The organism is Pseudomonas sp. AC083, from assembly GCF_979253165.1.
In genome coordinates this window covers 414,563-434,293 of the sequence record NZ_CEEDDH010000001.1, presented here as the reverse complement: position 1 = coordinate 434,293, position 19,731 = coordinate 414,563, and the positions used below count along the sequence as shown (strand labels likewise).

At 60.6% G+C, this 19,731-nt stretch carries 18 protein-coding genes; 6 read left to right on the top strand and 12 right to left on the bottom strand.

The window, feature by feature from the left end:
• The first annotated feature begins 58 nt into the window (after positions 1-58).
• Entirely contained in the window at positions 59-2,185 is a 2,127-nt protein-coding gene (locus AC0IXA_RS01870) for a TonB-dependent siderophore receptor (protein WP_457263100.1), read from the top strand.
• A 235-nt stretch (positions 2,186-2,420) separates the two neighbouring features.
• The gene (gene gabP / locus AC0IXA_RS01865) at positions 2,421-3,827 is read left to right on the top strand and encodes a GABA permease (protein WP_471811396.1); all 1,407 of its coding nucleotides are present in this window, start codon (positions 2,421-2,423) and stop codon (positions 3,825-3,827) included.
• Here gabP and AC0IXA_RS01860 read toward each other — a convergent pair.
• Complete coding sequence (locus AC0IXA_RS01860) at positions 3,824-4,036, bottom strand: hypothetical protein (RefSeq protein WP_471811394.1); 213 nt, start codon at positions 4,034-4,036, stop codon at positions 3,824-3,826. The genes gabP and AC0IXA_RS01860 overlap by 4 nt on opposite strands.
• A gap of 18 nt (positions 4,037-4,054) precedes the next feature.
• Positions 4,055-6,106 (bottom strand): 2Fe-2S iron-sulfur cluster-binding protein, encoded by a 2,052-nt coding sequence (locus AC0IXA_RS01855; RefSeq protein WP_471811392.1) that lies wholly within the window; start codon positions 6,104-6,106, stop codon positions 4,055-4,057.
• Between the two features lie 285 nt (positions 6,107-6,391).
• Between AC0IXA_RS01855 and AC0IXA_RS01850 the strand changes: the two genes are divergently transcribed.
• Both AC0IXA_RS01850 and AC0IXA_RS01845 read left to right on the top strand, forming a co-directional pair.
• Positions 6,392-7,021, top strand: coding sequence for a glutathione S-transferase family protein (locus AC0IXA_RS01850; RefSeq protein ID WP_024013009.1), 630 nt, complete (start codon positions 6,392-6,394; stop codon positions 7,019-7,021).
• A gap of 153 nt (positions 7,022-7,174) precedes the next feature.
• Positions 7,175-8,095, top strand: coding sequence for a LysR family transcriptional regulator (locus tag AC0IXA_RS01845; RefSeq protein ID WP_016774781.1), 921 nt, complete (start codon positions 7,175-7,177; stop codon positions 8,093-8,095).
• A 27-nt stretch (positions 8,096-8,122) separates the two neighbouring features.
• Here AC0IXA_RS01845 and AC0IXA_RS01840 read toward each other — a convergent pair whose 3' ends face one another.
• The 3 genes from AC0IXA_RS01840 to AC0IXA_RS01830 form a co-directional block, all read right to left on the bottom strand.
• Entirely contained in the window at positions 8,123-8,899 is a 777-nt protein-coding gene (locus AC0IXA_RS01840; protein WP_122880600.1) for an alpha/beta fold hydrolase, read from the bottom strand.
• 146 nt (positions 8,900-9,045) lie between these two features.
• Positions 9,046-10,287, bottom strand: a complete 1,242-nt coding sequence (locus tag AC0IXA_RS01835; protein WP_471811389.1) for an MFS transporter — start codon at positions 10,285-10,287, stop codon at positions 9,046-9,048.
• A 118-nt stretch (positions 10,288-10,405) separates the two neighbouring features.
• A complete protein-coding gene (locus tag AC0IXA_RS01830) occupies positions 10,406-11,539 on the bottom strand; it encodes a lactonase family protein (RefSeq protein WP_471811622.1) in 1,134 nt (377 codons plus the stop codon).
• 274 nt (positions 11,540-11,813) lie between these two features.
• Between AC0IXA_RS01830 and AC0IXA_RS01825 the strand changes: the two genes are divergently transcribed.
• The gene (locus tag AC0IXA_RS01825) at positions 11,814-13,106 is read left to right on the top strand and encodes an Nramp family divalent metal transporter (protein WP_371699886.1); all 1,293 of its coding nucleotides are present in this window, start codon (positions 11,814-11,816) and stop codon (positions 13,104-13,106) included.
• Between the two features lie 42 nt (positions 13,107-13,148).
• Here the strand turns inward: AC0IXA_RS01825 and AC0IXA_RS01820 are convergent, their stop codons facing one another.
• The 5 genes from AC0IXA_RS01820 to folE all read right to left on the bottom strand — a co-directional run bounded on the left by AC0IXA_RS01820 (position 13,149) and on the right by folE (position 16,251).
• Positions 13,149-13,952: a DUF1206 domain-containing protein gene (locus tag AC0IXA_RS01820; protein ID WP_110600551.1), complete on the bottom strand. Its 804-nt coding sequence runs from the start codon at positions 13,950-13,952 to the stop codon at positions 13,149-13,151.
• A gap of 126 nt (positions 13,953-14,078) precedes the next feature.
• Positions 14,079-14,384 carry a DUF6482 family protein gene (locus tag AC0IXA_RS01815; RefSeq protein ID WP_016774774.1) on the bottom strand — a complete coding sequence of 102 codons (306 nt, stop codon included), beginning with the start codon at positions 14,382-14,384 and terminating at the stop codon, positions 14,079-14,081.
• 14 nt (positions 14,385-14,398) lie between these two features.
• The gene (locus AC0IXA_RS01810) at positions 14,399-15,109 is read right to left on the bottom strand and encodes an SDR family oxidoreductase (RefSeq protein ID WP_471811387.1); all 711 of its coding nucleotides are present in this window, start codon (positions 15,107-15,109) and stop codon (positions 14,399-14,401) included.
• Positions 15,106-15,648 (bottom strand): DUF3833 domain-containing protein, encoded by a 543-nt coding sequence (locus AC0IXA_RS01805; RefSeq protein WP_471811385.1) that lies wholly within the window; start codon positions 15,646-15,648, stop codon positions 15,106-15,108. The genes AC0IXA_RS01810 and AC0IXA_RS01805 overlap by 4 nt, the downstream gene beginning before the upstream one ends.
• Before the next feature lie 45 nt (positions 15,649-15,693).
• Complete coding sequence (folE, locus tag AC0IXA_RS01800) at positions 15,694-16,251, bottom strand: GTP cyclohydrolase I FolE (RefSeq protein WP_136493318.1); 558 nt, start codon at positions 16,249-16,251, stop codon at positions 15,694-15,696.
• Between the two features lie 638 nt (positions 16,252-16,889).
• Between folE and AC0IXA_RS01795 the strand changes: the two genes are divergently transcribed.
• Positions 16,890-17,825, top strand: a complete 936-nt coding sequence (locus AC0IXA_RS01795) for a LysR family transcriptional regulator (RefSeq protein WP_471811383.1) — start codon at positions 16,890-16,892, stop codon at positions 17,823-17,825.
• Here AC0IXA_RS01795 and AC0IXA_RS01790 read toward each other — a convergent pair.
• Both AC0IXA_RS01790 and AC0IXA_RS01785 read right to left on the bottom strand, forming a co-directional pair.
• A complete protein-coding gene (locus tag AC0IXA_RS01790; RefSeq protein WP_471811381.1) occupies positions 17,810-18,256 on the bottom strand; it encodes a GlcG/HbpS family heme-binding protein in 447 nt (148 codons plus the stop codon). The genes AC0IXA_RS01795 and AC0IXA_RS01790 overlap by 16 nt on opposite strands.
• Positions 18,257-18,267: 11 nt before the next feature.
• Positions 18,268-19,617, bottom strand: a complete 1,350-nt coding sequence (locus AC0IXA_RS01785; RefSeq protein WP_471811379.1) for a metal-dependent hydrolase family protein — start codon at positions 19,615-19,617, stop codon at positions 18,268-18,270.
• Between the last annotated feature and the right edge of the window lie 114 nt (positions 19,618-19,731).

The following is a 19,731-nucleotide window of genomic DNA, read 5'->3' as shown; positions in this document are numbered from 1 at the left end:
CGCGTTTTATTGGCGGTTTTGCCCTTCGTTCTGGCCTATTCGTAAAGGTTTTCACCTCATGCGTCGAACTCTGCTTTCCATTTGTGTGCTGCAGGCGTTGTCTTCTTCCTCGTGGGCTGAGTCAGCCGAACCGACTTCTTCAACGCTTGAGCTGGAAGCCACCGATGTGGTCGGCACAGCGGATTACGAAAGGGCAGACGGCCCGGTGCAAGGCTACCGCGCGACGCGTTCGGCCAGCGCCACGCGCACCGACACTTCGATTCATGAAACCCCGCAGTCGATCAGCGTGGTGACCAAGGATGCCGTCGAAGACCTCGGCGCGACGCGTTTGCAGGATGCGCTGGATTACGCCGGTGGCGTCGGTCGGGCGAACAATTTCGGGGGGCAGGGCCTGACCACCTTCACCGTGCGCGGTTTTACCACCGGTGAGTTCTACCGCAACGGTTTCCCGATCAACCGTGGCTACCCGAACATGCCTGACGCCAATACCATCGAGCGTCTGGAAGTGCTGCGCGGTCCGGCGACCATGCTCTATGGCCGTGGCGATCCCGGCGGTACCTTCAACGTAGTGTCGAAACAGCCATTGCCCGAGCGCACCGTCACCTTGGGCAGTCAGTTGAATGACCAAGGCATGAAGCGCGGCACCCTCGACGCTTCCGGGCCACTCGATGAAGAAGGGCGTTTGGCCTATCGCTTGAATGTGGTGGGCGAGGGCGGTGACACCTTCCGCGATCATGTCGAGAACGAGCGCTACGGCATCACGCCGGTACTGACCTGGCAGGCCACCGACGCGACCAAGCTGATTTTCGAAGGCGATTTCATGCGCAACAACGCGCCGCTCGATCGCGGCGTGACGCGCTACCCGGCGCAGATCGGCACTGCCTCGCGCGATACCTTCTTTGGCGAGAAGGACGTCGGCAAGCTGCACAACGACAACAACATGGCGCAGTTGCGTTTCGAGCACATGCTCAACGACGACTGGACCTTGGGCGGAGGTTTCCAGTGGCTCGACGGCTCGCTCAAGGGCAACGCGATCGAGGCCAACGGCATTGCCGCTGACGGCCGCACGCTGGGGCGCAACTTCAACTACCGCAAGCTGGAATGGACCGACAAGGACACCCAGCTCAACCTCACCGGGCATTTCGACACTGGCGGTCTGCAGCACACCTTGCTCACCGGCATCGAGTACGAAGATTACGACTACAAGTCGATCATCCAGCGCTCCAGCGGCGCGGTCAGTGCCTACCCGATCGACATCTTCAATCCGGTTTACGGCCAACCACGCCCGGCGCTGACCCGCACACCGACCCACGACAAAGAAAACCTCAAGACCTACGCCGCGTTCGTGCAGGATCAGGTCGCCCTGACCGACAAGCTCAAAGTCCTGGCCGGCGCGCGTTTCGAGCGCTTTGAGCACGACTATGAAACCTACGTGCCGGGCGGCAAGAGCTGGCAGGCCAGCGACAATGCCGTCACCCCGCGTATCGGCGTGACCTACGATTTGACCGAAACCCTGGCGGTGTACGCCAACACCGCGCGCTCGTTCAAGCCCAACACCGGCGCCAGCCGCGAAGGCGGCGGTTTCGCCCCGGAGAAAGGCAAGTCCTACGAGATGGGCGTGAAGTGGGAAGCGCTGGATCAGCAGTTGAGCGTCGACGCGGCGATCTACCAGATCGAAAAACGCAACGTGCTGACCACCGACCCGGTGGATTCGACCTTCAGCGTCGCCGCCGGTGAAGTACGCAGCCGTGGTTTCGACGTCAACGTCACCGGCAACCTCACCCCGGAGTGGCGAGTGGTCGGCGGTTACGCTTACGTCGACGCCGAGGTGACCAAGGACAACACGCTGCGCTCCGGCACGCGCCTGCTGAACATCCCGAAGAACAGCTTCAGCCTGCTCAATATGTACGAATTCCAGGACGGCACGCTCAAAGGCCTTGGCCTTGGCACCGGCCTGAAATACGTCGACGAGCGCGCCGGGCAGACCGCCAACACCGCGTTTTCCATGGGCAGTTACACCGTGGTCGACCTGCTGAGCTTCTACAAGGTGAACGACAAAGTGCGCCTCAATCTCGATGTGAAAAACATCTTTGATCGCGACTACGAAGAAGGCGCCTTCGGCAACGTTTACGCCTACCCGGGGGCGCCGCGAACCGTGCAGGTGGGGATTTCCTACACGCTGTAAATCGCCGCAGCGGTTGCCGCCGACCCATGCTGGCCTGAGAGTGGCATGTCGAAATCAGACATCGGCATGCCGCACTCAGGCTAGTTGTGCGGCGGTCGGGCCACGTAAGGTGAAGCATCATTTCGTCGGCAAAGCGTCTGCGTCGCAGCTTTCGCCTGATGCCGACACCGGAAATGATGATCGCCTGACGCTCAGTCAGTGGCCCAAACGTCGATCATGAGAACAATAAGAACCCATGACTAGCCTGAACCCCAAGGACTCCAACGGTCAGTTGGCGCAAGGTTTCAAACCGCGTCACGTCACCATGCTTTCCATTGCCGGCATCATCGGCGCAGGACTTTTCGTTGGCTCAGGCCACGCCATCGCCGCCGCAGGACCTGCGGTGCTGCTCGCTTATCTGTTCTCCGGTCTGCTGGTCGTGCTGGTCATGCGCATGCTCGGCGAAATGGCCGTGGCGCATCCCGACACCGGCTCGTTTTCCACCTACGCCGATCAAGCCATTGGCCGCTGGGCCGGCTTCACCATCGGCTGGCTCTACTGGTGGTTCTGGGTGCTGGTGATTCCGATCGAAGCGCTGGCCGCCGGGCACGTGCTCAACCAGTGGTTTCCCCAGGTCGATGCGTGGTTGTTCGCCTTGCTGTCGATCGTGCTGCTGGTGATCACCAACCTGTTCAGCGTGTCGAAATACGGCGAGTTCGAATTTTGGTTCGCCATGGCCAAGGTCATCGCGATCATCGGTTTCATCGGCCTGGGTTTTGCGGTGCTGATGGGCTGGATTCCCGAGCGTGAAGCCAGTGGCTTGAGCACGCTGATGGCCGAGCACGGCGGCTTTGCGCCGAACGGTATGTCGGCGGTGGTCGGCGCGTTCATCACCATCATGTTCAGTTTCATCGGCACCGAAGCGGTGACCATCGCCGCTGCGGAATCGAACAATCCGGCGCAGAACATCGCCAAGGCCACGCGCTCGGTGATCTGGCGCATCGGCATTTTCTATCTGCTGTCGATCTTCGTGGTGATTTCCGTGGTGCCGTGGAACGACCCGCAACTCGCCTCGGTCGGTTCCTACCAGCGCGCACTGGAACTGATGAACATCCCCAACGCTAAATTCTTTGTTGACGTGGTGGTGTTGATCGCGGTGGCCAGTTGCATGAACTCGTCGATCTACATTTCCTCGCGCATGCTCTATTCGCTGGGCCGACGCGGCGATGCGCCGCCGGCATTGAAGGTGACTTCGGCGGCCGGCGTGCCACGCGCGGCGGTCATTGCCAGCACGGTGATCGGCGCAGGCGTGACGTTACTCAGCTATTTCATGCCGGCCGGGCTGTTCCAGTTCCTGCTCGCCAGCTCCGGCGCAATTGCCTTGCTGGTGTATCTGGTGATCGCCATTTCGCAGTTGCGCATGCGCCGCCGACTGGAACGGGAAAAGGTCGAAATGACCTTGCGCATGTGGCTGTTTCCCTGGCTCACCTGGCTGGTTATTGCCTTCATCTGCGCGGCGTTGGCAGTGATGATGATCACCCCTGAACATCGCCTGGAAGTGACCTCGACCATTGGCCTGGCGCTGCTGATCTCGTTCATTGGCCTGGTCACCAGCCGCCAGCACCGGCCGGCGGGCAGGGTGGCGGCTGTCAGCAAAGCCTAAGCAAACAACGCCTTGAGCCCGCGGGAAAACCAGCCGTTCGGGCTTGAAGGCAGATGCTCACGTTGATTGAATGAGCCCGTCAACGCGCAGGTTTCACCGGCGAGCGAGCCCATCAGTTGCGGCAGTAAATAACTGCGTTCGCATTCACTGGCGGACAGTCCGGTGTTCTCTTGCGGCCAAACCACGTTGGTTTCTGCATACGGCTTCATGGCGCACCTCCTCAACATTCAAACGTCCAGCACCAGGGTTTCGCTGCCCTGCGCCGGGGCGGCGCAGCAGATCAGCACTTCGTCGTCCGCCAGGCGCATGGCCGGCGGGGTGAGGTAATGCACCTGGCCGCTGGTAAGGCGGGTTTTGCAGGTGCCGCACGAGCCGCCGCGACAGCTGAACTCCGGATTCAAGCCACGCGCCTCGGCCAGTTCCAGCAAGGTGCCGCTGCCCGGTTCCCAGCGTGCTTCCTTGCCGGACGTGGCGAACAACACCTTGACCGGTTCTTCGGCGACCGGCACCTGCGGCGGCGCCGGGGTACTGATTTCGACATCGCGGATCAGCGTCGACGGGCCGAAGGTTTCGGCGTGGATGCGATCGTCGGGAATACGCATTTTGCGCAGGCCGTCGTACAGCGCCTGGGTAAAACTGCCCGGGCCGCACAGGTAGAAATCGTAGTCATCCAGCGGCAGCAGGCTCTTCAGCAAGGCAATGTCGATGCGCCCGGCATGATCGTAACCCTGCGCTGTTGCTTCCAGCGGCGGCTGGCTGACCACGCGCAGCACCTTGACCTTGTCACCGGCGCGCGCAGCCAAGGCGTCGACTTCTTCGCGAAAGGCCAGATCCTCGACGGTGCGACTGCTTTGCACCACCCAGGTCGGGCGCATGCGGCTGATGCGTCTGCCCTGATAGACCACCTCGCGCAGCATCGACAGCAGCGGCGTTACCCCAACCCCTGCGGCCAACAGCACCAGTGGCCGGCGTTCGGTGGCGTCGACGGTGAAATCGCCTTGCGGCGCGCGGGCTTCGATCAAGTCCAATGCCTGAACCCGATCATGCAGATGCGAAGACACCGAGCCGTCGCGTTTGACGCTGATGCGCAGGAACTCGTCCGACGGCGCGCTGGACACGCTGTAGGTGCGGATCGACGCGGCATCCTGACCGTCGAGCAAGACCTTGATCGGCAAGTGCTGGCCCGGTTCGAAGCGCGGCAGGCCGAAGCCATCGTTGGCTTGCAGGTAAAAAGAACGGATCTGCGGACTCTCATCGACCACCCGCGTGACGTGCAGCGCGCGCCATTGATTGCGCAGCGCCTCGGCCTGCAAACGCTCGCGGGTCTGTTCCCAGCTGCCGGTCATTTGCGAATTGGGTGAATCGCCTTCCGGTTGCTCGGCCCAGCGCAGTGGCAGCGCGGCCTGACGGTAAACGATGCGCTGCGGCTTGAAGCGCCACAGGCGCTCGGCGCCTTGAAACGCGGCGATTTGCGGATCGTCGAGCAGCACTTCCGCGCTGCCGGTCATCTGCAACAGATCGCCGCTTTCAAAATCGATGAAGGTCAGCCCGGCGCGCGGGTTGAGCAGGATGTTGCCCAGGGTGTTGAAGAACAGATTGCCGGAGAAATCCGGGATGGTCAGGGTGCCGTCTTCGTCCATATGCACGAAACCGGATTTGCCGCCGCGATGGGACACATCGACTTGGCGCTCACCGTCGCGCACCACGTAAGTGGCCACGTAGAACGAGTCAGCGGCGGTGATCATGTCGCGCACCAAGGGTTCGCTGACCGGCAAGTCGAGCGCGTTGTCGGTGGTCTCATCGACGAAGGCGTAATGGCGCAGGTTGATATAGCGCGGGCAGTTGCCGTAAGCCTGGGTCACGCTGATCTCGAGGCTGTCGTCCTCGCGGCGGCTGATATTGCCATTCATGCGATTGCGCCGACGGGTGTGCAGCTCGATGCCGAGCATGCCGATCGCATCGCCGGGTTGCAGGCCTTGATTGGCCGGGTCGTTGGGCTGCGCGTCGAGTTTGATCTTCAGAACCTGTGGTGACGGCGAATCCATGAACCCCGGTTGACCGGTGCGCAGCGTCGCCCACGGATCGCCCTGGCTGTCGACAGCGCCGAGTACGACAAAGGGCAGTTGCGCATAGAACTCGCGGTGCTGGTCCGGCATCCAGTCGCGGGCCAGTTGCCGCTGGCCGACACCGACCATCATCTCCACCGCGCCGACGGCACGTTGCAGGGTCAGCTCACCTTCATGCCAGGGCGAGGGCTGCGGTTTCGACGCTGTGTCCATTTCGATTCTCCTCGGGTACAAACGGGCCGGTGAGCCGCCAGGGGCTGAAGCTCAAGTGGGCTCATGTTCGCCCTCGGCCGGTTGCGAGGGAATGGCCAGAAACTGCAATCCACTGTTTCACTCGGTGAAATGATCCCTGCGCGCGCCTAAGGAGGCGGGTGATTATTTCACTGGCTGAAATGCTCGATTGTATTTGCTGAGGATTCCGCGATTTGCGGCAGGGGAGCAGGATGAGCCCCATCGACACGATCAGCGGGTCGACCTCAAATAATCCAGGAGCACGTCATGTCCCAGTCAGCCGTCAAACTGTACCGCCATCCGTTGTCCGGCCACTCGCATCGCGTCGAGTTGATGTTGTCCCTGCTGGATGTGCCGACCGAACTGGTGTTCGTCGACCTGATGAAGGGCGCCCACAAAACCCCTGAATTCCTCGCCCTCAACCGTTTCGGCCAGGTGCCGGTGATTGATGACAACGGCACGGTGCTCGCGGATTCCAACGGCATTCTGGTTTATCTGGCGAGCAAATACGGCAACGGCCAGTGGCTGCCGAGCGATCCGGTCGAGCAAGCCAAGGTGCAGCGCTGGTTATCGGTGGCCGCCGGGCAGATCAGCTCCGGCCCGGCCACGGCGCGCTTGATCACTGTATTCGGCGCCGGTTACGACGCGGCTGATGCGATCAAGCGTTCCCATGCGTTGTTGCAGGTGATGGAGGACGAGTTGGCCAACAGCGCATTCCTTGCCGGCGACAAGGCAACCGTTGCCGATGTGGCCGCCTACACTTACGTCGCCCACGCGCCGGAAGGCAACGTCTCGCTGGAGGATTATCCGAATGTGCGGGCGTGGCTGGCGCGGGTCGAGGCGCTGCCGAAATTCGTCGGCATGCAGCGCACAGCGGTGGGCCTGCAAACAGCTTGACTCACAACGATGCACATCCCCTGTGGGAGCGAGCCTGCTCGCGAAAGCGGTGTGTCATTCAACGGTGATGTTGACTGACAGAATGCCTTCGCGAGCAGGCTCGCTCCCACATGATTTCACTGTGTTTTCGAGGTTTTTTACAGGTTCCCGCCTATGGATCGTTTTCAGGAAATGCGCATGTTCCTGGCCGTGGCCGAGGAGGGTGGCTTTGCGGCGGCGGCCCGGCGTTTGAACACCTCGCCCCCCAGCGTCACCCGCGCCATTGCGGCGCTGGAACAACGCATCGGCACGCGCCTGTTGTCGCGCACCACGCGCAGCCTGCACCTGACCGAAGCCGGGCATCGTTATCTGGACGATTGCCGAAGAATTCTGTGCGACGTCGACGAAGCCGAAGAGGCGGCCGCCGGCAGTTATCGGGTGCCGTGCGGGCACTTGAGCGTGACCGCGTCGGTGTTGTTTGGCGAGCTGTTCATCGCGCCGTTGCTGGCGCAATACGTCGACGCGTTTCCTTCAGTGCATCTGAAGGCGTTGCTGGTCGATCGCGTGGTGAACATGGCGGAAGAGGGTATCGATGTCGCCGTGCGCATCGGCCATTTGCACGAGAACAATCAGCATGCAATCAAGGTCGGCGAGGTCCGGCAGGTCATCTGCGGCACGCCGGATTACTTCGCCCGCTATGGCCGACCGCAACATCCGAACGAGTTGAGCCGCGCCAATATCGTCATGTCGTCCGCCAGTCATTTGCTCAGCGATTGGCAATTCGCCCATGCCGACGGGCCGTTGAGCTTTCGCTTCGAACCGCGTCTGGTGGTCACCGCGAATCAGGCGGCAATCAACATCGCCAGTTCCGGTTGGGGCATTACCCGGGTGCTGTCTTATCAAGTCGCCAGCCAGGTTGCGGCCGGTGAACTGGAATTGGTGTTGCAGGCCTTTGAGCCACCGGCGTTACCGGTGCAACTGGTCTATCTGAAACATCCGCGCGTACCGGCGAAGGTGCGCACGTTTGTCGATTTCCTCAGCGAACGTCTACAACATCATCCAGCGCTGAAAGCCGTGAACAGGGTTCACGGCTAAGGCTTCAAGGTTCAACTCAGCAATGGATCACTTCCCGGTCGCAGCGGTTTCGATCAGGCTGGCAACGGCTTTCGGGTTGGACACCATCACCACGTGCGACGCGCCTTTGACCACGACGGTCTGCTTGGAGTGCGCGCGCTCGGCCATGAACGCCAGGGCTTGCGCCGGGATGTTCTTGTCCTGGTCACCGTAGACGAAGTACGACGGCACGGTTTTCCATGCAGGCTCGGTGGCGGCTTCGTTGAGCGCGGCGACGGTCACCGGGCGCTGGGTGGCGGCCATCAACTTCGCATCTGCCGGGGAAACATCAGCTGCGAACTGCTCATGGAATTTGTCCTGCTGAATGTACAAATCCTTGCCACCATCGGCCAGCTCAACCGGGGCCGACAGGGTCGGGCCAAGGGTGCTGCCAGGGAAGCGGCCGGACAATTCGGCTGCGGTTTCACCCTTTTCCGGGGCGAACGCGGCGACGTACACCAGCGCTTTGACATTGGCATTGCCGTAAGCGGCTTCGCTGATCACCGGGCCACCGTAAGAGTGGCCGACCAGGACCACCGGAGTTTTCACGCTGGCCAGCACATCCGCCACCGATTGCGCATCACTCTTGACCGAGCGCAGCGGGTTGGCCGCAGCGATCACCGGATAGCCATCCTTCTCGAGAATCTTGACCACGCCGTTCCAGCTGCTCGAATCGGCGAATGCGCCGTGTACCAGCACCACGGTAGGTTTGACCGGCGCGGCGAACGCAGCGGTGGCGCCGAACATGGCAGCGGTGAGGGCGAGGGTAGCGAAGACTTTGTTCATGGTGATGTCCTGTCGATTGGTTAAGGTAGGAATTGAAGCGACAGTGGTATTTAGCGCGCTAAATGTGTCAGTTGTGTGTGCGCACGGCCGAACTTCGCATGCGTATGTATCTGTGTCGGCAAAAGCTACATGCTGATACAAACCGATCAGTTTTGGCTGAGCAGTGCAGCGGAATCGAACTTTTCAGTCCGCTGCAGCGTTTCCGGAACAGCGATCAACAGCAGCAGGAATGCTGCCGCTGCAACTCCGGCGAGAGTCAGGAATGCCGCGCTGTAACCGGCGGCCTCGACGACAAATCCGGCCAGCCCATTGCTCAGCGCCGCGCCCAGACCAAACGCTGTGGTCAGCGCGCCGAGGCTGACATTGAAATGCCCGGAGCCGAGGGTCAGATCCTTGACCATCACCGGGAACAGCGCGCCGAACAGCCCAGCGCCGACGCCGTCGAGCAGCTGCACGGCGACCAGCCAGTACGGATCATCCGAGAAGGTGTAGAGCAAGCCACGCAGCGGCAGGATCAGAAAACCCGCCAGCAATAACGGTTTGCGCCCCCAGACATCCGCTTTCGCGCCGGCCAGCAGCGCCATCGGCACCATCACCAGTTGCGCGGCGACGATGCACGCCGACGTCAGCGGTGTGGCCATGTGCAAGTTGGCTTGGGCGAGTTTCTGGCTCACCAGCGGCAGCATCGCCGCGTTGGCCAAGTGAAACAGCGCGCAGCACAGGGCAAACATCAGTAACGGGCGATTGCTCAGCAGTACCTTGAATCCGGACGGCTGATGGCTTTGATCGCCAGGCTGCAAACCGCGCGCGACGTCGTGATCTATCGCTTCGGCCGAAACGAACAGCACGGCAATCACACTGGCCAGCGCCATGACCGCCATCAGATAAAACACCGCCACCGGACCGAACAGATACGCAAACAAACCGGCCAACAACGCTGCGCACGCGTTGCCGGCGTGGTTGAACGTCTCGTTGCGACCGGTACGCCGGGTGAATGCTCGCGGGCCGGTGATGCCCAGGGTGATCGCGGAAATCGCCGGGGCGAAAATTGACGCTGCCGCCGCGCTCAAGGCTTGAGTCAATGCCACCAGACTGAATGACGAAATGAACGGCAGGAGCAGACAACTCACCGTGACCAACAGCGCGGCGATGATGACCAGCGCCCGTTTCGCCCGGCTGCTGTCAACCAGCGCACCAGCGGGCGTCTGCGTGACCAGCGCGGCAATGCCGGCGAGGGTCATGACCACGCCGATGCTCGCCGGGTCCCAGTGGTGCACGGCGAGCAAGTAGATGGCGAGGTACGGCCCGAGGCCGTCGCGGACATCGGCGAGAAAGAAATTCAGACTGTCCAGCGAGCGGTTGTTGCGGCGATCGAGATGGCTGATCACGGGGGGCAGTCTCTTGAAAGTGAGGTCTGCGTAAATGTATCAACCTCGGCAAACCTAATGACCGAAGCGGCGGGGGATTAGTTGCAGAACGGCGGAGCAGTTGCTGCTCCGCAGATATTCAAGCGTCAGGCGTTTGCAGTATCTCGATCCACAATGCGCCTTTGCCGGAGGCCGCTTCACCGACACGCTTCAGCGCGCCATCCTTGCTCACCGCATACGTACCGACCTTGGCGCTTTTCTCGCCCGTCACCAGCAGCCAGTGGCCATCGGGGGAGAAGGCGATATTGCGTGGTTGTTGTTCTTGCACCGGGTAGTTATCGAGGAACTTCAGTCCTCCGGTTGCCGGATCCACGGCAAATGCCGAAACGCTGCTGCTGGTGCGCTCACTCATCAGCAGCAGTTTTCCATCCGGCGACATGCGTAGGTCGGCAGCCCAGATGCGCGGGGTCGGGTCGTCTTTCAAATCGTTGTTGCGCGCATCACGGACTTCGCCGTGGGCCAGTTGCAAGCGTTCGGGAATGCCGTTGGCCACAGCGATTTGCGTTAACGCGCCGCTGGCGTCGTTGATTGAAAACGCAGTCACGGTGCCGCTCATTTCACCGACGACGTAAAGGAATTTGCCGTTGGGCGAGAACGCCAGGTGCCGAGGCCCGGTTTTCGCCGGAACACTGACCGAGCCGCTGCCGATCGGGCTGAGCTCGCCAGTCTCGGCATCCAGGCGATATTGCAGCACCTTGTCGGTGCCCAGGTTGCCGGCGTAGGCAAAACGATTGCTCGGCTCGGTGCGAATCGAATGCGCGTGCAGGCCGGTCGGGTAACGCAGGATGTTGGCGGAAGGCTGATGATCCTCGCCGATCTTTTGAACGCTGAGTGCATCGGCGCCGTAGGACGCGGCGAGCAGGTAGCGACCTTTTCGATCGGTCGACAGATAAGCCATGCTCTCTGCCAGGGGCGCTTGGGTGAATTTTGTCAGGTGCCCGCTTTTGGAGTCGATCTGATAGCCCAAAACCTGGAAAGGCTTGACCCGCAACGCTGCAAACAGCACTTTGCCGTCCGGGGTGAGCGCCATGGGATTGACCTGGTCGCCGGCCTGGATTTGTTCAATGAGGGTGAGCGCGCCGTTGCTCTGATCAAGGCGGTATTGCGAGATCAGACCGTCGCCGGGGCTTGAGATGTAAGCGTAAGTAGCGGCGTTAGCCGTCACGCTCAATGTGGAGGCGAGCGCAGCGATCAAGAGGGTTCTTTTCATTATTCCCAGCCTTATTGTTGTTGTGATCAGTCATCCTATGAGTGATTGGCTGGGCCATCAATGGCTATTTCGTCGGCCTGTAACGTCGCTACGCTTATTTCACATGCTTGTTCTAGATGATGTTGATCAGCAGAAATGACCGGAGAGGGTCGTCGTCATTGAGGTTTGACACATTTCTACATACTCTCCCGTTAGCGTTGTTGTACGACATCCTACCTAATGTGCGCAGTGCAACAACTCTCACAAAAACAATAACGGAGATACCCCTATGACGAGCATGGCTCCACTCGATCATCAGGCCGCTGCGAAACCGCAAAACCTGTTCCTGCGTACGCTGAAACTGCTCGGCCCCGGCATTATCGCCGTGCTGTCGTGGCTCGGTGCGGGCGATCTCATCACGTCTTCAGTGGCCGGTGCGAACTACGGCTACGCCATGATGTGGGTGCTGGCGGTCTCTTTGCTGTTGAGATACTTGATCGTCAACATCATTGCCCGGTTCCAGCTGTGCAATAACCAGGGCATGACCATCCTGCAGGGCTACGCCCAGCTCAACCCGGTGTTTGCCTGGTTCATGCTGGTTTATGCCCTGTTGATGGGGCACTTGATGAACGCCTACATGATCAAGGGGGCAGGGGAGTCGCTGGCGATGCTGTTCAAGATCGATCAGCCATTGCTGTGCTCGGTGGCGGTGGTGCTGGCGGTCTGGATGCTGGTCGGGCGCAACATCTACACGATGATCGAAGGCGTGATGAAGCTGCTGCTGGCGATCATGACCCTGGCGTTCATCGCCCTGGCAGTGATGTCCGGTCCGGATGTCAGCGGCATCATCAAAGGCACCATCGGCTTCAGCATTCCACCGGACGAAGGCGTGCATGGCGCGTTGCTGGTGGCGGTTTCAGTGATCGGCGCGGTTGCCGGCTCGATCGCCAACTTCGTGCACCCCTATGTCATGCGCCAGAAAGGCTGGACCGGGCCGCAGCACAAGCGCATTCAGCGTAACGATCTGCTGTTTGCGGTGTTCGTCGGGATCATCATCAACCTGGCGATCTGGATCGTCGGTGCGGAAATCCTCCGTCCCAACGGCATCGAGGTGAAAACCTTGGGCGATCTGGGCAAGGCGCTGGAAATCTTCTTCGGCCCGATCGGCTGGTACGTGTTCTTCATCGGCGTGTTCGCAACGCTGTTCGCCAGCATTTCAGGCAAGACCACGGCGTTTCCGATGCTGATTACCGATGCCTTCCAGCATGTTCGCCCTGAGCGTCGCGAGAAGTACGGCAAAGAGTTCCATCATGACCCGATGCACAAGTGGTTCATGCTGTTCATCCTGGTCACGCCGCTGATCTGGTCGATGCCGGGCATGCCGGATTTCGTGACTCTGACCATTGGTGTCAGCGCATTGAACATCATTGGTTTGCCGGTGATTTCCCTGGGCTTGCTGATCATGTCCAACCAGAAATCGCTGCTGGACAAGCAGTACCGCAACAACCTGTTTGAAAACATCGCGCTGATGTTTGCTACAGGTCTGGCGCTATGGGTAGCGTTCCAGTTGGGCGTTGATCTGTTTACTTGACGGGAAGCAGTCGAGGGGGCACACGCCCCCTCGAATCGCCGCTTACAGCGGCACATCCATTTCGATCCGGCGCCAGGCCGCTTCGGAAAAGCTGTACACCGAAAATGCTATCAGCCCCAACGCCATCAGCATCAACAGCACGCCACCTGCCGGCAGATTCTGCAAAGCATCCAGCGCTTCCTTCATGCCGGGTGGATTGGTTGCCTGGTAAACCGAGCCGCTGACCGCCATCAACACTGCAATCTCGATAAACACCACGCCTCGGGCGATCAGGCCAAAGCGCGACACCGGGCGCACGTAGCGCATCACTTCGTCATCCGCTTCGAAGTATTTCTCGAACGTGGCCTTCCAGCCTTTGATGATGTGGGCGATACCGACACCCAGCGGGATCAGCGCAATCAGGTAGATCAACAGGTTCGAGTGCTCGAATGACAGCAGCTGCGCGAGCAGATCCTTGGTCTTGCCATCGCCGGAACCCCCCGAACTCCTGAGGCCACTCACCAACAGGCCCAAGGCAAAGAAGGCCAGCGCCGCGTTGACCAGACCGCCGGCGAGCAGACCTGCGCGAATGACCAGGCCTTTGAACTCGGTGCCGTGGTGGTCGACATCGCGGATCGCTTGCAGCGCACGCCAGGCGGCGAAGGCCAGCAGGCCGGCGACCACAACACCGATCAGCACGTAGCCGAACGGCTGGCTGAGCAATGCTTCAAGGCTCTTGTGGCTGTCTTTCGGTTTGGTGGAATCGTGCGCTGCCAACAGCGCGAAGATGCCGATGATCAGATACAGAACGCCGCGCGCGGCGTATCCGCCTCGGGCAAGCAGGACAAGCGTATGTTGAGTGGACATGGGTTTTACTTCCAGGGAATCGATGTGAAGCAGACCCGTGGACGGGGCAGGGGTTCGATAAATGCGTCGCCCTTGGGCGACGCGCGCCTTATCAGCCTGCCATGCAGCGCTTGCCTCGCTTCGGCGTCATAACGGCGTGGTCAGCGAAAATGGAATGCGCAGCTCTTCGACCGGCCCTGAATCCCGGCCGCACATTTCGTCGTGCACGCATTGTTGCACCAGTACGCAGGGAAACGCCGGCACGGTCTGCAGCAAGTCGCGCAGGTGGGTGATTGAACGCAGATGCATTGGCTTGGCCGCATCATCGAGCAAGGTGAACTGGCCCTGATCTACGCGAATTCTCGCCAGATAAAATCCACCTTCGAGTGACAGCAGCTCCAGTTCGCGAACTTCACTGTTGGCCGCACGTTCGGTGAGGGTTTGCAGATTCATGCTTCACTCCTTGCCTACCAGGGCAGGCGTTCTCCATCGTAGGCGAAGAAATGGCCGCTATCGGCCGGCGTCAGCGTGTCAATCAGACTCAGTAATTGCGCAGCGGCAATGTCTGCCGGGCGGGCGCTTGCGGCTCCGCGAAAAGGTTGCGACAACGGCGAGACCACCGTGCCCGGGTGCAGGCTGAGCAAGCGACTCTGCGGTCGCGTGCGCGAAAGCTCGATGGCGGCGGTCTTGATCAGCATGTTCAGCGCAGCCTTGGAGGCGCGATAGGCGTACCAGCCACCCAGACGGTTGTCGCCGATGCTGCCGACTTTCGCCGACAGCATTGCCATCGCGCCTTGAGGCGCAAGCAATGGCAGAAAGTCGCGCAGCAGCAATGCCGGCCCCAGCGTGTTGACCTGGAACACGGCCTGCAGCGACTCGGCTTCGATCGCGCTGTAACTTTTTTCCGGCTTGATCTGGTCGCGATGGAGCAGGCCGGCCGCGTGGATGATCAGGTGAAAGGGCGCTTCGCCTGCCAGTTCGGCGGCGGCGCTGGCGATCGTTTCGGGCTGCTCGAGGTCGAGCTTCGGCACAGTTTTGCGTCCCAGCGTACGGACGCTGGCGCAGCGTGGATCCTGGTTCAAATGTTGGCAGAACGCCGTGCCGAGGGCGCCACTGGCGCCGATCACCAGAGCGCGATAACCGTCGCCGAACGAGGCCAGGGTCAACCCACTGCTCATGGGTTCGCTCCAGCGTTCTGGCGCCGGAAGAACACCGTCACCTGACCGACTTGGAAACCCCACTTGGACATACGGGTGCGGTTGATCAACGTGTCTTCGTCGACCAGGTACATCCAGTCGTCCATGCTCATCTCGTAGGTCGAGTCGTCGACTGGCAGGTTCAGGCGATAACGCCAGTGGAAGGTGTTGCCTGCGATCTGGCCCTGCGCAACCCCGACCACATCGTGCGCGCGACCGCTCCACTGACCATTGCCCCCGGGAGTGAGGGTCCAGACCCGACGCTCACGGGTGCCGTCGCTGTAACGGAAGCGCTCGTCGAGGATCAGGTTTTCACCCTCACGACGGCTGGCGATATCGACCTCGAAACGCTTGACCACTTCGCCGTTGCGCTTCTGAAACATCCCCCAGGCTTTGACGGGCTGACTGAAAAACTGCTCCAGATTCAAAGCCGGTTGCTGATCCGCGTAACGAGCAACATCGACACTGCCGCAGCTTGCAATGCTGAGCGCCAGTCCTAACAGCAGCAGAAATCGGGTCATCTTCCTACTCCTTGAGCTTGTACAGTTAACAGGCTGTGTATAGGCCTAGCGCCGGCCGATCAGCTGGAGAAATTCCTGCCGCGTAGTCGAGCTGTCGCGAAAGGCACCGAGCATCACCGAGGAGGTCATGATCGAATTCTGCTTCTCGACGCCGCGCATCATCATGCACATGTGCCTGGCTTCAATAACCACCGCGACACCGGCAGCATCGGTGATCTGCTGGATCGCCTGAGCAATCTGCCGAGTAAGGTTTTCCTGGATCTGCAGGCGCCGCGCGAACATGTCGACCACCCGCGCCACCTTCGAAAGCCCCAACACCCGGCCAGTGGGGATATACGCCACATGCGCCTTGCCGATAAACGGCAGCATATGGTGCTCACACAGCGAATAGAGCTCGATGTCGCTGACGATCACCATCTCATCGCCCTGCGACTCGAACAGCGCACCGTTGGTGACGTCTTCCAGGCTCATCGCGTAACCGTTGCACAGGTATTGCATCGCCTTGGCGGCGCGCTGGGGCGTGTCCAGCAAACCCTCGCGTTCCGGGTTCTCACCGACGCCAACGAGGATTTCACGGTAATGGCTGGCTAGTAGTGGGCTCATTCGGGTTACTCGTGGCGGTGCGGGTTAAGGACACAGTCGGGTGAAAAGGTTGTACGCATACAGGTTGGCTGTATAGGTTTTATTCAAGATAGGCCGAAAAAAATCAACTGACAATGAATCGGTGATTTTTTTGTGCGGGTTTGGGATTTCAGGCAGGACAAACCTGCGGACAGGTGTTGTGAGTGGCTTGCTTGGGCCAGATGTAAGGGCGTCTCAGCTGATAGCTGCCGGTGGCGGATGGCAGCTATCGGCCAGAAGTTACCAGACCAGGTTTTCATGTTTTCGAGCGGCCACCTGCCTTGGTCGGAAGCTAGCGCTCACGAGCGACCGCTAGTGGCCGATTACCGTCCACGAGCATCAATTTTCGAGCAACCTATAAGTTACTTTCGATCAAAAGTGATCGCAGGGCTTTTGCTTACCTGCTGGATCCTCGATGGCGCGTGTTGACCTTTCTGCTAGTGGCGTCCCTTGAGTAACTAATTCACGCGCAGTGGCGCCTGGTATCTGCGTAAACGATACCTTCCCACCAAACACGCGATTGGTGCATTGCGACACAGCTCGCTAAGGTCATGATTCGTTTTTGATCCTGCCCGCAACCCGGGCGCAAAGACGTCACCATCACCTGCAGCGGAACCCACATGCGATATCGACGCCTTGACCTTAATTTGTTGGTTGCGCTGGACGCCTTGTTAAGCGAATGCAGCGTCAGCCGGGCGGCCGAGCGTCTGTGCCTGGGGCAGTCAGCAGCCAGTTCGGCACTGGGCCGCTTGCGTGAATATTTCAACGACCCGTTACTGGTGCAAGTCGGGCGCCGCCTGGAACCCACAGCGCTGGGTCTGGAGTTGCTGCCAAAGGTACGTGCTGCGTTGGCACTGACCCGGGAGATCGTCGATGCACCCCTGAATTTTGACCCGGCGAACTGCGACCGACACATCACTCTGGTAGCCTCCGATTATGTCGCCGATGTGCTGCTCCCTGCGGTCAGCCATGCATTGGCGCGTATCGCTCCGGGTATTCGCTTGAGCCTGCGCGACATGCCTGTCCCGCGCGACGGTGATGTCGTCAGCGAAGCGCTCGATTATCGGCGCAGTGATTGCGTAATCGTGCCGCAGCGACGGGTGAACCCGGCCTATCCCCATGTGCCGCTCATGACGGACCAGCTCTGTTGTATCGTCTGCGCCCAGCAGCCAGAGTTTACCGAGCAACTGAGCATGGCCGACTATCGCGCCGCAGCGCACGTGGTGCGCGAGTTTGCCGACGGGCACAACCTGGCGATGGATGCCATGCACCTGCATGAACTCGGCATTGAGCGGCGAGTGGCGGTGACCGTTGAAAGCTTTGTGCTGATGCCGCAGTTCATTGTCGGCACCGCGCGCATTGCCACGGTGTTTCAACGACAGGCGCAACGCTTCGCCCAGTGTTATCCAATACGCGTCCACCCCGCGCCGCTGGAATTCCCAGAGGCCGTTCAAGTCTTGCAATGGCATCCCTATCAAGAACATGACCCGGTCATGCAGTGGTTTCGCGGCCTGCTTCTGGAACAGGCCGCGTTACTCGATCAGCCCTCTGTCTGATCGCCGCTGTCGGCGACCAATCCAGCCTTGGCGATGGCCAGCAATGCGCAACGTTCGTCGTTGTCCGAGGTATCGCCGCTGATGCCGATTGCCCCGAGCACCACGCCCTCGGCATTTCGAATCAGCACGCCGCCCGCCACCGGAATCACCTCGCCGCCGGTCAAACTGTTGATCGCATCGAAAAACGCCGGCATGGCCTGCGCGCGCCGCGCCAGCTCACGTCCGCCAAAACCCATGCTCAGGCAGCCACGCGCCTTGCCGGTGGCGATTTGCGTGCGCAGGAAAGTGGCGTGTTCGTCGCGCAATATCGCCAAGGGATGACCGGCGGCGTCCAGTACTGCGACGCCCAAGGGTTTGATCCCGGTTTTCCGAGCGATGCGGATGGCATCGCTCGCCATGTTCGTGGCGGTCAGCAAGTCGAGTCGTTGCATGATCTCAGTCCTCATACGGCCCACTTGCCCAGTTGGGCCACGCGGTCGCGGGTGTAAAGATCGGTCCATTTCAGCGAGTTGAAATCGGACACTTGCTTGGGGTTGTAGGGGCAGCGATCCATGCGTACCGGATGGCCGGCCTTGTACACCGCTTTGAGGCGCGAACGATCTTGGAGGATGCGAATGTCGTTCAGCGGTGAACCCTCGAGCAGCAGAAAATCCGCCTGCTTGCCCACTTGCAGCGAGCCGAGTGTTTCACCGCGCGGCATACAGCGCGCACCAACAGCGGTCGCGGCGTATAACGCTTCGGCCGGTGTGAATCCAAGCCGAGTCACCAGCAACTCCAGCTCACGAGCATGCCACTCTCCGTAAGGCGTCACCGCGAAGCCGCTGTCGCTGCCGCAGGCAAAGGGTACGCCAGCCGCTTTGGCCCGTTTGAGTACCGCCGAACCGACCTCCAATGTGCGAGCACAATAACCGGCATAACCCGTGCTGATCGCCGGGTCATGGGGCTGACAGAAATCCACGGTGTTCTGCGGGAATGTCATGGTCGGGGCAAGGATGCTGCCGGCCTCAAGCAACGCTTCGATGCACGCGTCGTCCATGTAAAAGGCATGGAAAACCAGATCAACCCCCGCGCGCGCCGCGTACATCACCGCTTCGCGACCGTAGGCATGCGTGGCGACCTTGCAGCCCAGACGATGCGCTTCCTCAACCATTTCGAAGGTTTCGTCGGCGGTAAAGGCCGCAATGATTTCGCCGTTGGGGCGACGGTGCGTGCCGTCCATGGCGATCTTGATCAGATCAACGCCGTCCTTGGCCTGCTTGCGGATCTCCGCGAGGGCGTCGCTACGGCTGGTGACCAACTGCGCCGTGAAGTATTCCGGGGCGCCGACCCGACTCGGGAACCAGTCATTAAGACTCTGGCGATTGGTGATGACGCGGCTGCTCGCCGCGATCCTCGGCCCTTCGAATAAACCTGCGGTGACGGCATTGCGCACGGCGATGCTGAGCTGGCCGCTGTCGCCGGGGCAGACCATGCTGGTGACGCCGGCGGCCAGCACGTGTTGCGCGAAGAACATCCCGCGCAACGCGCGAAATTCGTCACTGGTCCATAGATCTATGTCTTCTTCGCTCTGCGCGTTACCGAAGGCCAGATGCGTGTGCACATCCACCAGCCCCGGCATGACGAAATCATCCTCTGCATCCACTAGGGTATCGCCGGGTTTGGGAGCAGGTGCCAGCGCGGTGGGCCCGACGTAACTGAGCAGGCCGTTTTCAACGATCAATGTCTGTTGTTGGCGGGTTTGCAGTCCGGTGCCGTCAAACAGGGTCTGGCATTTCAGGTGCAGGGCAGTCATGGCGTCTTCGCTCTGTGATTGTTATGCAAAGAGAGGCTAGAGAGCAGGCGAGGGGACGACCAACAGATTGCATCGATGCCTGCGTATTGACGGCGTCAATAGGTGCGCCAGCGC

Coding starts and splice junctions, on each gene's coding strand:
- AC0IXA_RS01870 (WP_457263100.1), top strand. CDS start 59: ATGCGTCGAACTCTGCTTTCCATTTGTGTGCTGCAGGCGTTGTCTTCT.
- gabP (WP_471811396.1), top strand. CDS start 2,421: ATGACTAGCCTGAACCCCAAGGACTCCAACGGTCAGTTGGCGCAAGGT.
- AC0IXA_RS01860 (WP_471811394.1), bottom strand. CDS start 4,036: ATGAAGCCGTATGCAGAAACCAACGTGGTTTGGCCGCAAGAGAACACC.
- AC0IXA_RS01855 (WP_471811392.1), bottom strand. CDS start 6,106: ATGGACACAGCGTCGAAACCGCAGCCCTCGCCCTGGCATGAAGGTGAG.
- AC0IXA_RS01850 (WP_024013009.1), top strand. CDS start 6,392: ATGTCCCAGTCAGCCGTCAAACTGTACCGCCATCCGTTGTCCGGCCAC.
- AC0IXA_RS01845 (WP_016774781.1), top strand. CDS start 7,175: ATGGATCGTTTTCAGGAAATGCGCATGTTCCTGGCCGTGGCCGAGGAG.
- AC0IXA_RS01840 (WP_122880600.1), bottom strand. CDS start 8,899: ATGAACAAAGTCTTCGCTACCCTCGCCCTCACCGCTGCCATGTTCGGC.
- AC0IXA_RS01825 (WP_371699886.1), top strand. CDS start 11,814: ATGGCTCCACTCGATCATCAGGCCGCTGCGAAACCGCAAAACCTGTTC.
- AC0IXA_RS01820 (WP_110600551.1), bottom strand. CDS start 13,952: ATGTCCACTCAACATACGCTTGTCCTGCTTGCCCGAGGCGGATACGCC.
- AC0IXA_RS01815 (WP_016774774.1), bottom strand. CDS start 14,384: ATGAATCTGCAAACCCTCACCGAACGTGCGGCCAACAGTGAAGTTCGC.
- AC0IXA_RS01810 (WP_471811387.1), bottom strand. CDS start 15,109: ATGAGCAGTGGGTTGACCCTGGCCTCGTTCGGCGACGGTTATCGCGCT.
- AC0IXA_RS01805 (WP_471811385.1), bottom strand. CDS start 15,648: ATGACCCGATTTCTGCTGCTGTTAGGACTGGCGCTCAGCATTGCAAGC.
- folE (WP_136493318.1), bottom strand. CDS start 16,251: ATGAGCCCACTACTAGCCAGCCATTACCGTGAAATCCTCGTTGGCGTC.
- AC0IXA_RS01795 (WP_471811383.1), top strand. CDS start 16,890: ATGCGATATCGACGCCTTGACCTTAATTTGTTGGTTGCGCTGGACGCC.
- AC0IXA_RS01790 (WP_471811381.1), bottom strand. CDS start 18,256: ATGCAACGACTCGACTTGCTGACCGCCACGAACATGGCGAGCGATGCC.
- AC0IXA_RS01785 (WP_471811379.1), bottom strand. CDS start 19,617: ATGACTGCCCTGCACCTGAAATGCCAGACCCTGTTTGACGGCACCGGA.